An 11874-nucleotide genomic window follows, 5' to 3' on the forward strand; every position below is an offset into this window, starting at 1 on the left:
GGAGCAGGAACGCCACGAGGCGCAGTCGCGCGCCGCCGCGCTCGCGAGCGAACTCGCCGGAATACCTCGCCGTTTGCTTATGGCGGAAGCTGCGACCGCGGAGCAAAGCCAGGCGGCAGGGCTGGAGATTGCGGAACTGCGGCAGTCCCTGCAGCAAGAGCAGGAAAAGAACGCCGTTCTCGTCACGGAGGCCAAAGCAGCGCAGGCCGCAGCTGCCAATGCCGATCAACAACGCCGCGCGCTCGAAGAGGCTCAGGCGCATGCCGCTGCGCTGGAGAGCGAACTTGCCGAACTGCGCCGTGAGATCGAAACCCGCAACGTGCAATTGCGCGAGGCCGAAAATGCGGCCTGGCAGCAGAGACAGACAGCGAAACGGGAGATCAGTGAACTGCGGCAGTCGCTGCAACAGGAGCTGAGCAAGACTCAGGCCCGTGAGAAAGATCGTGCACCGGGGTGGCGCTCCACCGGTGAGCGCGTCCTCGCCGAGCAAGCAAATGACGCCCCGGTCTTGCCGGCGAGGCGGAGCGTGGAAGTGGCGGAGCCACCGACCGCCGCGGTCCAGAGCGAGGCGGAGGCCCGTTTGATCCCGCGTGCCAGGGCGCTGCTCGATCAGGGAAATATTGGTGCAGCACGCATTGTCCTCGAGCTTGCAGCTGAGAAAAACATTGCGCAGGCAAGTTTCATGCTCGCCGAGACCTATGATCCGGCGGTTCTATCCGCCTGGGGTACTTATGGAACGCGCGGCGAAGCGGCCAAGGCGCGAGAACTCTACGCGAAGGCACACAGGGGCGGTATTCGCGAAGCGAAGGAACGGCTGGATGCGTTGCGACCCTGAGAATGGGCTTCTTGCAGTCCGAGGTACGAAAGCTCGCGGTGGCTGAGCCGGAAGGGAACGACATGAACAAGGCGCCAAAGTCACGCTCGTTGCTCCTGCTCTTGGTGCCGGTCGCGATGATGCTTCAAACGGCCTGCCTGGAAGCGCAAACGGCGAGAAATGCCAAGGCCGATGCACAACTCGTCCGACCGCTCCCGAAAGAGAACGAAAAAGACCGGATGAACGCCTGGACGGTCGGGCTCGCCGGGGGCCTGCTCGAGGGCGCGCCGATCCGCCTCGCCGCAGAAATGGCTCGCGTCGTCGACGACGGAGCAGACCTGCATCTCCTGCCGATCGTCACCCGGGGGGCCACCGACAATCTGAACGCGCTGCTCTATTTGCGCGGCGTCGATACTGCCATCATCAATTCCGACGCGCTCGAGGAGTATAAGGTTCAGGCGCCGCAGATCCGAAGCCGCATCACCTATCTGCTCAATCTCTTCCCATCCGAGCTGCACATTTTTGTGCGGCCTGAAATCACAAGCCTGCAGGATCTTGTCGGCAAGAGGGTGAACTTCAACACCCTGGGTACCGCGGCCGCCTATTCAGGCCCACTGATCTTCAGCCGCCTCGGGATCGATGTCGACAAGACGTTCATTCCGCATCAGGTTGCCCTGGAACAGATGCGAAAAGGCGAAATGTCGGCCGTGGTGTTCATCACGTCGAAACCCGTCGACGCCTTCGTAAAGGGCCGCTGGGAGGCTGGATTCAAGTTCCTCCCGATCCATTACGACAAGAAGTTCGAGGACTATTATCTGCCCGCGACCTTGGACGCCAATGAGTATCCCAATCTGATCAAGCAGGGTGAGCGGGTCTCGACCATCGCGGTCCCGACAGCGCTTGTCGCTTTCAACTGGCCGCTGCGCTCCAATCGCTACCAACGCGTGGCTCGCCTTGTCGAGTACCTGTTCTCGCGCATCGACCGCCTGCAGGCACCAGGCTTCGATCCGAAATGGCAGTCGATCAATCTTGCGGCATCCGTCCCGGGGCTCACCCGCTTCCAAGCGGCGCAGGAATGGCTGGATCGCAAAGCGCGCAGCGTACAGGCGAGGCCATGAAGACTGCCGCTCCTCCACTCGCTGTCGCCTTCAACGTCGCCTGCAGTATCGCCTACGCGCAAAGTACGAGCGGTCCCATGGAAACACTTAGGGCTTGTTCGGCGATGGAGGGACAAGCCCGGCTGGAATGTCTGCAAGACTTATCGCGCAAGATTCCACCGTCCAGTCGGGGTAGCCAGGATGCAGGCTGGATCGTCAGCGAGACGACTTCGCCCGTGGATTATCTGCCGGTCGTCATCGCCACCGCCACTTCCGTCGGCAGCTCGGATGGCACCGCGATGCAACTCGCAATCCACTGCCGCAGGGGCCGCACGGAAGCCATAGTCGCCGGACCGGCGCTGTCACGCAGCGCCAACGAATACGTCATCTCCTTTCGGCTGAATGCGGATACGCCAATGCAATTCGCAGCAGCGTCGCCGTCATTCGGCTCCGGCGTTGCTTTCGGGGGCGACGTCGTAAAGTTGTTAAGCTCATTACCCGACGACGGTCACATCGTTGTGAGCCTTTTCACCCGCACTGGCCCGGTGCAAGACGGACAATTCCTGCTCAGCGGATTCGAAAACGTGCGCAAGAAAATGGCGGCTGCATGCAAATGGCCACATGCCGTCGCCAGACCGGGTAGGTGATGGTCAGGGAGTTGGAGACACGAGATGATGAATCCAAAATTGGCGATGGCAGTCATCAGCGGCTTGACGATGCTGCTTCTGGTCGGACCGGGCGCGCAGGCGCAGCAGGAAAACCAGTGGATCCCGCAGGCGCGCGAGAAGAGTCAAGCGAGCAACCCGAAGCATCCGGGTGGACAGAAGCAGGTGAGCAAGCCGCGACAGAATCACGCGATCAAGCAGGATTCTCCGAACAACACGAAGATGGCTCAGGCTACAAAAACCGAGAGCGCGAAAAAGCCGCATCGGCTGGTGCTGCAGGTTAATTCCAACGAGCCTGCGATGATGAACCTCACACTCAACAATGCGAGCAACGTCGCGCAATATTATCGCGATCTCGGTGAGCCAGTGTCGATCGAGGTCGTCACCTTTGGTCCCGGCCTTCACATGCTGCGCGATGACACCTCGCCGGTAAAGTCACGCATCGAGGTGCTCGCGATGAGCCATCCCGAAATCTCGTTCAAGGCTTGCGGCAACACGCAAGAAAACATGCGTAAGGCGGAGAACAAGGACATAAGCCTGATTCCACAGGCCACGATTGTCAAATCCGGCGTCGTCCGGGTCATGGAGTTGCAGGAGCAGGGCTGGAGCTACGTCAAACCGTGAGGTCCGGCGGAGAGGCTGGACATCGCGTGCGCTCGCGGGCGGTGGATTCAGGAGGCCAACCCTAGAACTGATACCGCCTCAGCCCCATCCACCTGGATCACCGTGCGGATTCGGGAAAATGACGGCCCGCTTACCCAATTGGAGCAGCGGATGGGAAGCCACGCCTAAATCAGATCGCGCCTCGTTGACGGCCGCGACTGAGGCGGGGCGAACCTCCGCCATTCGTCGACTGGTGCAGTCGAGCACCGTCATCGCGATTGCAGGCTCTGCTCTCTATTTTCCGGCCCGCGAAGCGCATCTGGATTCACCGTCCGCTCCCTCGGAGGCGCCGATGACGCTTTGCCGGAATGGCCGATCGGCAGGCTGCGGTTCCGACAATTCCTGGCAATACATCCGGTCGATGTTGTGCTGCATGAGCGCATAACAATCGCATGCGACCCTCTCGAGCCGTGCCCGATCGATCTCTATAAACCCCCGCCTGTCGGACGGGACGGCGCCGGCCTCGCGCAGCTTGCTCATCGTCAGAGTCACTGTCGTTCGCCGCACCCCAAGCAGTTGCGCAAGCGCCTCCTGCGTCACCGGAAGGAGGTCGTTGGGAACGCGGTCGTGAAGCTGCAGGAGCCAGCGCGCCATGCGGCCATCCACGCGGTGCAGCGCGTTGCAAGCGGCGACGTGCTGGAGCTGCAATAACACGGCGCGGGCGTGGACCTGCACGACATTCCTGATGGCTGTACTTTGCGCATAGGCAGCCCTGAATTTGGCGGCGGAAATCATCGACGCCGTACCGGCCATGCGAGCAATCGCGGTCACGGATGAAAGCGCCGGGCCGAGCACGGAAAACGAGGCCAAAGCGCCTTCCCGTCCCATCAGGGTGGTTGCGACCGATTGCCCGTCCGGCATATCGAGCATGAATGCGATTGCGCCGCTATGAGGAAAATAAACCGGGTCGAGCTCATCGCCCGATCGCACCAGGACGGCATCGGTTTCGAACGAGACTTTCTGGAAATACGGCGTGAGCAAGCCGAGATCCGCAGGCGGCAATGCCGCCAGTAGCCGATTGCCGATTCCCGTGCGGTGAACGGTCACGATGCTCTCTCGTGAACGCGCACCCAACGAACGACGATATCCATTTATTTCATTCACCATGATTATCCGAAATACGAACTGCCCCAAGGAAAACTATCCAAACAGAGGCATCAGTCGAGATCAAGCGCGGAGAACTGCGGAGAAGCGCTTGCTGCTGTTCTCGCAAAGGCAGGCTCTTGCATACATCATACTATTTAGGTCCCTGCCCATCAGGGGCTCTGGCAATGCAGCCTGTAAGATGGGGAGAGCGCTTGCGAAACCCATCATGGTTCACCTTGGATGCTGTCCGAAAAGGCCGGCCGCAACACTCACGCCTTGTGACACCGAACGCATTCCGTGAATTGCTAGAACTGATACCGCCTCAACCCGCCATCCACCGGGATCACCGTGCCCGTGATGTAGCGCGCCACCGGTGAGGCCAGAAACACCGCGAGTGCGGCAAGGTCTTCCGGCTCGCCCCAATAGCCGACCGGGATCTCTTCCTCGGCAAAGCGCTCGCGATAATCGGGCGCGTAGTTGCGGCGGATCTGCTCGCTCATGATGCGGCCGGGCGGAATGCAGTTGATGGTGATGCCGTGCTCGCCGATCTCGCGGGACAGGCCCTTGGCCCAGGCGTGCACGGCGGCCTTGGCGGCAAAGGCTGCGTTCAGGCCTTCCGGCTCGGACTTGCCGGTGATGTTGACGATGCGGCCCCATTTGCGTTCGATCATCTGCGGCAGCAGCGCATGCGCGATGCGGCGGTAGCTGGTGAAGTTCAGCGCGATCGCCTCGTCCCATTTGCTGTCGGGCGCATCGACCGGCAGCGGCCGGCTGCCGCCGGCATTGTTGATGAGGATGCCGACATGGCCGAGCTCTTTGAGCGCAAAGGCCGCGATCCTCTCCGCCGCGTCCTTGGCCATCACGTCCTGCTCGAACGGCGTGATCAGACCGGAGCCTTCCTCCTTCGCCAGCTCTGCAAGCAGATCGGTACGCCGTGCCACGCCGACGACGCGCACGCCTTCGGCGGCGAGGCCCTTGGCGATGGCGCGGCCGATGCCGATGCTCGCTCCGGTGACAACAGCGGTTTTCGATTTGAGCCCGAGGTCCATGGTCACACGCTCTCTTATTTGCTTTTGCTTGTTGCTGTTCGTTTCCTGTCCTGTCCCGGTCGGGGGTGATTTGCCCAACGGGGATGAGCAGTGGTAACCAAGAGCCTTGGCCAGGGAAACATCAAAAAGAAAAGGGGCGGGCGATGGTCTGGGATCCGCAGCAATACTTAAAATTCTCCGGCCACCGGCTCCGGCCCGCCGTCGACCTGTTGATGCGGATTCCGGATATGGCTCCGCATGCGATCGCCGATCTCGGGGCGGGCGCGGGCAACGTAACGAAGCTGATCAAGGAGCGCTGGCCGGATGCAAGTGTGACCGGCGTCGAGGGTTCGGCCGAGATGGTCGCGGCCGGGCGCAAGGCCGCGCCGGATGTGGAATGGTCGCACGAAGACCTCGGCCATTGGCGCCCCGCCAGACAATACGACTTGATTTATTCCAATGCCGCACTGCACTGGCTGCCCGATCATGCGGCGCTGTTTCCGGCGCTGATGGAGAAGGTGACGCCTGGCGGCATGCTTGCCGTGCAGATGCCGCGCAATTTTACCGCGCCCTCGCATGTGCTGATCGGCGAGACCGCGCTCGATGGTCCGTGGCGGTCCAAGGTCGAGCATCTCGTCACGCCGCCGCCGGTCGAGGGGCCGGCCTTCTATCACGATCTTCTCGCGCCGATGTCGGCCAACATCGACATCTGGGAGACCGAATATCTGCAAGTGCTCGAAGGCGAGAACCCCGTCAAGGAATGGACCAAGGGGACCTGGCTGACGCGCTATCTCGACGTGCTCGCAGGCGACGAGAAGATCGCGTTCGAAGCCGCCTATGGCGCGCGCATTGCGAGGGCCTATCCGAAGAATGCGGCGGGGCAGACCCTGTTCCCGTTCCGCCGTCTCTTCGTGGTTGCCCAGCGCAAGAGGTGATGCACTGCCGCAATGCGACATAAGCGCTCGTTCCCCTGGACGGGCGCAGGGGCCGGGTTGCGTAGACCGCACTCGTCAAGCTAGCTTGGCTGCGGCAAATTGGGCTTAGGTCTAGTTGTTCGGCTTGCGGATTGCTGCCACTACTGACCTGCAAAACAAGAAGAGCCCGATTTTCGAGGTTGTTGGGGAGGCCTTCATGCGCAAACTGCTTCTCGCGGTCGCGGCGGCCGCGCTCGTTCTGGCCCCTGTTGTTGCGCAAGCCCAAACTCCGATCGTCATCAAGTTCAGCCACGTCGTCGCCAACGACACCCCGAAGGGGAAGGGTGCGCTGAAGTTCAAGGAGCTCGCCGAGAAGTACACCGACGGCAAGGTCAAGGTCGAAGTCTACCCGAACTCCACACTCTACAAGGACAAGGAGGAGATCGAGGCGCTCCAGCTCGGCTCGGTGCACATGCTCGCGCCCTCGACCGCGAAATTCGCGCCGCTCGGCATCAAGGAATTCGAGGCGCTCGACCTGCCCTGGCTGTTCAAGGACGACCAGACCTATGCCACCGCAATCAAGGGCACGATCGGCAAGTGGCTGTTCCAGAAGCTCGAGGCCAAGGGCATCACCGGGCTCGCTTACTGGGACAACGGCTTCCACATGGTCTCCTCGAATCGTCCGTTGATAAAACCGACGGATTTCCAGGGCCTGAAGGTCCGCATCTCGGGATCCAAGGTCGCCGACCAGTATTTCCGCCTGGTCGGCACGATCCCGCAGATCATGGCGTTCTCCGAAGTCTACCAGGCGCTGCAGACCGGCGTGGTCGACGGGTGCGAGAACACGGCATCGAACTATTTGACGCAGAAGTTCTACGAAGTGCAAAAGGACATCACCGTGTCCTATCATGCGCACCTGCAATATGCTGTCATCGTCAATTCAAAGTTCTGGTCCGGCCTGCCGCCCGATATCCGCACCCAACTCGACAAGGCAATGACCGAGGCGACCGACTACACCAACTCGATCGCACGCCAGGAGAACGAGGACGCGCTGGCCGAGATCAAGAAGACCGGCAAGACCAATCTGCATGTGCTCACCGACGCCGATCGCAAGGCGTGGCAGGAGGCGATGCAGCCGACCTACAAATGGGCGAAGGGCAGGGTCGGGCAAGAGGTGCTCGATCTCATCGCCAAGGAACTCGACGTCAAGATGAACTGACGGCCGGGCCCAATAAGAACAATAGCAACGGTCGGGGGTGATCGCACGCCCGGCCGTTTCGCATCCGAACAGACGAGCCAATGCTGGGGGGACCAAGTTGCTGCGTGTGCTGAATCGTTTTCTCGATCATCTCGAGGAATGGCTGATCGCGACGATGATCGCGGCTGCGACGTCGCTCATCTTCGTCGCCGTGCTGCACCGTTACGGCGCCGGGCTGTCGATCGACATCGCCAAATGGGCGGAAGCCCGCAACCTGGCTTTCCTGGCCGTCCCGGCGCGCGCGGCTTTCGTCTGGCTTGCCGCGCTCGACTTGTCCTGGGCGCAGGAGCTCTGCATCTACATGTTCATCTGGATGGCGAAGTTCGGCGCCGCTTACGGCGTGCGGACCGGCATCCATGTCGGCGTCGACGTGCTCGTCAATATCCTTCCCGGCGGATCGCGCCGCCGCGTCATCACTTTCGGTCTTCTGTGCGGTGCGCTTTTCACCGCCATCGTCGCCTATTTCGGCGCCGCTTTCGTCGGCCAGATGTGGCAGACCGGCCAGCAGTCCAACGATTTGGAAGCGCCGATGTGGATGGTGTATCTCACCATCCCGCTCGGCTCCGGCTTGATGTGCTTCCGCTTCCTGCAGGTGGCCTGGTCGTTCTACCGCACCGGCGAGCTGCCGCATCACGACGTGGCCGGCGTCGAGGGTGTCGAGGCCGATCCGGTGCATCCGGCCCCGGTCACGCCCAGCCAGGTCGTCCGGGACGAGCGCAGCCCGCTCGGCTGGATCCTGATGCTGCTGCCGGTGTTGATCGTCGCAATATGCTTCGCGCATGCGGGCCACATCATCACCTTGCCGCAGGGCCTGCGCGTCCTCATCGTGTTCGCGCTTCTGCTCTCGTTGATGTTGACGGGCATGCCGATCTCGATCGCGCTTGGTCTCACCGTGCTCAGCTTCATGTTCACGCTCACCGACGTGCGAACGGAATCGGTGGCGCTGAAGCTGTTCACCGGCATCGAGAATTTCGAGATCATGGCGATCCCGTTCTTCATTCTCGCCGGCAACTTCCTGACCCATGGCGGGGTGGCGCGGCGGATGATCACCTTCGCAACCTCGCTGGTCGGCCATTGGTACGGCGGTCTCGCGCTCTCGGGGGTGGTCGCGTGCGCGTTGTTTGCCGCGATCTCCGGTTCCTCGCCGGCAACCGTGGTGGCGATCGGCTCGGTGATCCTGCCCGCGATGGTTGCGCAAGGCTTCCCGAAGCGGTTCGGCGCGGGCGTGATCACGACGTCGGGCTCGCTCGGAATTCTCATCCCGCCGTCGATCCCGATGGTTCTCTACGCCGTCTCGACCAACAGCTCGGTGGGCAAGCTCTTCATTGCCGGTATCGTGCCGGGACTCGCGCTCGCCTCGCTGCTTGGCGCCACGACGTTCTATCGGGCCTGGCGCAACGATTATCCGCGGATGCGCAAGGCCACCTTCCTCGAGCGCCTCGACGCTTTCCGCAAGTCGATCTGGGGCATCCTGCTGATCGTGATCGTGATCGGCGGAATCTACAGCGGCCTGTTCACGCCGACCGAAGCTGCCGCCGTCAGCGCGGTCTATGCCTTCATCGTCGCGGTGTTCATCTACAAGGACCTGAAGCTGCGGGACGTGCCGCGGGTGCTGCTGTCATCGGCGAATCTCTCGGCGATGCTGCTCTACATCATCACCAACGCGGTGCTGTTCTCGTTCCTGATGACCTACGAGAACGTGCCGCAAGCGCTCGCGCAATGGATGATCGACCTGGGCCTGGGGTGGATCGGCTTCCTGCTGCTCGTCAACCTGCTGCTGCTGGTCGCGGGCAACGTGATGGAGCCGTCCTCGATCATCCTGATCATGGCCCCGATCCTGTTTCCGGTCGCGGTCAAGCTCGGCATCGATCCCATCCATTTCGGCATCCTGATGACGGTCAACATGGAGGTCGGCCTGTGCCATCCGCCTGTCGGCCTCAATCTCTACGTTGCCTCCGGCATCGCCAAGATGGGGATCACCGAGCTCACGGTCGCGGTGTGGCCATGGCTGCTCACCATGCTGGGATTCCTGGTGGTCGTGACGTATTGGCCAGGCCTGTCGCTGTGGCTGCCGCGATTGTTGGGGATGTAGCTGCGGCAATCTTGACAGACGGGAACATGGCTAACGCGTGGTAAACGCGCGCTCAAATGTCACTGCTGCCAAGCGATGGTTGGCGCCATCACGACCTACGAGACGGGCGATAAGGTAACGGCCGGCTTGACGATCGCCGGCATCGTGATCGCCATTGTCCGTCCGTTCGAAATCATCGCATTCCGCCGCCGCCTCGCGCGGCCGCTGCAGCTTGCTCGGGCCGAAGCGGCGAGCTGGGAGCGGCGTTACATTGTCGACACCGTTGCGACGGCGTTGGTGCTCGGCGTGTTCGCCGCGCGCAGCATTGTGTTGGGCGATGCACTCTGCTCGGTGATGGCGATCGGGATCGGATTCGGCTTTGGCGCCGGCGTGGTGGCGCGGCTCGCGCTGCGTCCCTTCGCGGCGCTGCTCGATCTCGTCGCGATCGCCGCGCCCGCCGCGATCGCGACCTTCATGCAGCCGGATCTGCGCCACGTCGGCCTCTGGCTCCTCATTCTGATGGATGTGGTCGCGAGTTTCGAGATGGTGCGGCTGAGCTTCAACGCCTCGATCAGCCAGGTCACGCTGAAGCGCCAGTTCGAGCAGCTCGCGGCCGCATAAGCGCGCACATTCGGTGCCACCTTCTCCACAAGGGGAAAAACGAAGAAGAATCCACTGTCCTCGCGCCTCCGCCGGCGATGGCAATCGACCGCGGGATGCGGTTAGATGCCGCGCAACAGGGCGGGAGGATGCCAACATGACCGAACCCATCAGCGAGCCGAAGGACGCAACGCCCTCCGTCATCGCGCAGCAGAAGGCGATGCTGGACGCGCTGCCGTTTTCCGACAGGCGGGATTTCGACGATGCCGCCCGTGGCTTCCTCGGCACGATCGAGAACGCAGAGATCGCCAATCCGCAGGGGCGGACGGTCTGGAGCCTGAAGCCCTACGGCTTTCTCTCCGACGAGCAGGCGCCGCCCACGGTCAATCCGAGCCTGTGGCGGCAGTCGCGGCTCAACATGCATCATGGCCTGTTCGAGGTCGTGCCCGGCGTCTACCAGGTGCGCGGGCTCGACATCGCCAACATGACGCTGATCGAGGGCGACCGGGGCGTCATCGTGGTGGACACCCTGACCTCGATCGAGGGCGCGCGCGCCGCGCTCGAGCTCTATTTCAGTCATCGAGGTTCGAAGCCCGTCGCGGCGGTCATCTTTACGCACACCCACACCGACCATTGGGGCGGCGCGCGCGGCGTGCTGGAGGAGGATGCGCTGGCCACTGCCAGCGTGCCCATCATCGCGCCGAACCTGTTCATGGAGCACGCGGTCTCCGAGAACATCATCGCGGGACCGGCGATGCTGCGCCGGGCGCAGTACCAGTTCGGGCCGCTGCTCGCCAAGGGGACGCGGGGGCAGGTCGATTGCGGGCTCGGCAAGTCGATGGCGGCCGGATCGGTCGCGCTGCTGCGGCCGACCGACCTGATCATGGCGACCGGCGACAGGCGCGTGATCGACGGCGTCGAATTCGAATTCCAGATGGCGCCGAACAGCGAAGCGCCGGCGGAGATGCACTTCTTCATCCCGCGCTACAAGCTGTTGAACCTCGCCGAGAACTGCACGCACAATTTCCACAATCTGCTGCCGTTCCGCGGCGCCGACGTGCGCGACGCGCTGGCCTGGTCGAAATACCTGAACGAGGCCCTGCAGCTCTGGGACGGCAAGGCCGAGGCGATGTGCGGCCAGCATCACTGGCCGGTGTGGGGAGCTGAGCGCATCGGCACCATGATCCGGCAGCAGCGCGACCTCTACAAATTCGCGCATGACCAGACCATCCGCCTGATGAACCACGGCCTCACCGCGGCCGAGATCGCCGAGACGATCGAGCCGCCGAGGAGCCTGGAAGGCGCCTGGCACGGCCGCGGCTATTACGGCCACATCCGGCACAATGTGAAAGCGATCTATCAGAAATATCTCGGCTGGTACGACGCCAATCCGGTCAATCTCGATCCGCTGCCGCCGGTGGAGTCAGGCAAGAAGTACGTCGAGTATATGGGCGGCGCGAATGCGATCCTCGCACGGGCGCGCAGCGATTTCGACAAGGGTGAATTCCGCTTCGTCGCGCAGGCGCTCGGCCACCTCGTCTTCGCCGAGCCTGACAACCAGCCCGCGCGCGCGTTGCTTGCCGATACACTGGAGCAACTCGGCTACGCCGCTGAAAGCGCGACCTGGCGCAACGCCTATCTGTTCGGCGCGCAGGAGTTGCGGCAGGGCATGCCAAAG

Annotated in this window: 10 protein-coding genes and 2 pseudogenes; 10 read left to right on the forward strand and 2 right to left on the reverse strand. The window is 62.5% G+C overall.

Annotation, left to right across the window (positions count from 1 at the left end; genetic code table 11):
* From MOV75_RS12130 to MOV75_RS12145, 4 genes and pseudogenes are all read left to right on the forward strand, one after another.
* Positions 1 to 835 (forward strand): annotated as a pseudogene (locus MOV75_RS12130) (hypothetical protein); the annotation flags it as partial.
* 62 nt (positions 836 to 897) lie between these two features.
* Positions 898 to 1932: a TAXI family TRAP transporter solute-binding subunit gene (locus MOV75_RS12135; RefSeq protein WP_246924496.1), complete on the forward strand. Its 1035-nt coding sequence runs from the start codon at positions 898 to 900 to the stop codon at positions 1930 to 1932.
* Positions 1929 to 2558, forward strand: a complete 630-nt coding sequence (locus tag MOV75_RS12140; RefSeq protein WP_247005804.1) for a hypothetical protein — start codon at positions 1929 to 1931, stop codon at positions 2556 to 2558. Before MOV75_RS12135 ends, MOV75_RS12140 begins: the two co-directional genes overlap by 4 nt.
* Before the next feature lie 45 nt (positions 2559 to 2603).
* Positions 2604 to 3200 carry a hypothetical protein gene (locus MOV75_RS12145; RefSeq protein WP_247005811.1) on the forward strand — a complete coding sequence of 199 codons (597 nt, stop codon included), beginning with the start codon at positions 2604 to 2606 and terminating at the stop codon, positions 3198 to 3200.
* Between the two features lie 273 nt (positions 3201 to 3473).
* Here MOV75_RS12145 and MOV75_RS12150 read toward each other — a convergent pair whose 3' ends face one another.
* Both MOV75_RS12150 and MOV75_RS12155 read right to left on the reverse strand, forming a co-directional pair.
* Positions 3474 to 4286 carry a Crp/Fnr family transcriptional regulator gene (locus MOV75_RS12150; RefSeq protein WP_246924509.1) on the reverse strand — a complete coding sequence of 271 codons (813 nt, stop codon included), beginning with the start codon at positions 4284 to 4286 and terminating at the stop codon, positions 3474 to 3476.
* 344 nt (positions 4287 to 4630) lie between these two features.
* The gene (locus tag MOV75_RS12155; RefSeq protein ID WP_247005813.1) at positions 4631 to 5374 is read right to left on the reverse strand and encodes an SDR family NAD(P)-dependent oxidoreductase; all 744 of its coding nucleotides are present in this window, start codon (positions 5372 to 5374) and stop codon (positions 4631 to 4633) included.
* Between the two features lie 143 nt (positions 5375 to 5517).
* Here MOV75_RS12155 and MOV75_RS12160 point away from each other — a divergent pair, with 143 nt between their 5' ends.
* The 6 genes and pseudogenes from MOV75_RS12160 to MOV75_RS12185 form a co-directional block, all read left to right on the forward strand.
* Entirely contained in the window at positions 5518 to 6288 is a 771-nt protein-coding gene (locus MOV75_RS12160) for a methyltransferase domain-containing protein (protein ID WP_246924487.1), read from the forward strand.
* A gap of 196 nt (positions 6289 to 6484) precedes the next feature.
* Positions 6485 to 7486 carry a DctP family TRAP transporter solute-binding subunit gene (locus MOV75_RS12165; protein WP_247005805.1) on the forward strand — a complete coding sequence of 334 codons (1002 nt, stop codon included), beginning with the start codon at positions 6485 to 6487 and terminating at the stop codon, positions 7484 to 7486.
* 154 nt (positions 7487 to 7640) lie between these two features.
* Positions 7641 to 8117: pseudogene (locus MOV75_RS42455) on the forward strand (TRAP transporter small permease); the annotation flags it as partial.
* Between the two features lie 219 nt (positions 8118 to 8336).
* Positions 8337 to 9617, forward strand: coding sequence for a TRAP transporter large permease (locus MOV75_RS12175; RefSeq protein ID WP_246924504.1), 1281 nt, complete (start codon positions 8337 to 8339; stop codon positions 9615 to 9617).
* Positions 9618 to 9692: 75 nt separating this feature from the next.
* Positions 9693 to 10217 carry a hypothetical protein gene (locus MOV75_RS12180; RefSeq protein ID WP_247005807.1) on the forward strand — a complete coding sequence of 175 codons (525 nt, stop codon included), beginning with the start codon at positions 9693 to 9695 and terminating at the stop codon, positions 10215 to 10217.
* 136 nt (positions 10218 to 10353) lie between these two features.
* Positions 10354 to 11874: alkyl/aryl-sulfatase (locus tag MOV75_RS12185; RefSeq protein WP_247005809.1), on the forward strand; the 1521-nt coding region annotated here is incomplete at its 3' end.

The sequence above is a fragment of the Bradyrhizobium sp. PRIMUS42 genome (assembly GCF_023006515.1).
GTDB lineage: Bacteria > Pseudomonadota > Alphaproteobacteria > Rhizobiales > Xanthobacteraceae > Bradyrhizobium.

Excerpts from the sequence above, each read along its gene's own strand:
- MOV75_RS12135 (WP_246924496.1), top strand. The coding sequence starts at position 898 with ATGAACAAGGCGCCAAAGTCACGCTCGTTGCTCCTGCTCTTGGTGCCG.
- MOV75_RS12140 (WP_247005804.1), top strand. The coding sequence starts at position 1,929 with ATGAAGACTGCCGCTCCTCCACTCGCTGTCGCCTTCAACGTCGCCTGC.
- MOV75_RS12145 (WP_247005811.1), top strand. The coding sequence starts at position 2,604 with ATGGCAGTCATCAGCGGCTTGACGATGCTGCTTCTGGTCGGACCGGGC.
- MOV75_RS12155 (WP_247005813.1), bottom strand. The coding sequence starts at position 5,374 with ATGGACCTCGGGCTCAAATCGAAAACCGCTGTTGTCACCGGAGCGAGC.
- MOV75_RS12160 (WP_246924487.1), top strand. The coding sequence starts at position 5,518 with ATGGTCTGGGATCCGCAGCAATACTTAAAATTCTCCGGCCACCGGCTC.
- MOV75_RS12165 (WP_247005805.1), top strand. The coding sequence starts at position 6,485 with ATGCGCAAACTGCTTCTCGCGGTCGCGGCGGCCGCGCTCGTTCTGGCC.
- MOV75_RS12180 (WP_247005807.1), top strand. The coding sequence starts at position 9,693 with ATGGTTGGCGCCATCACGACCTACGAGACGGGCGATAAGGTAACGGCC.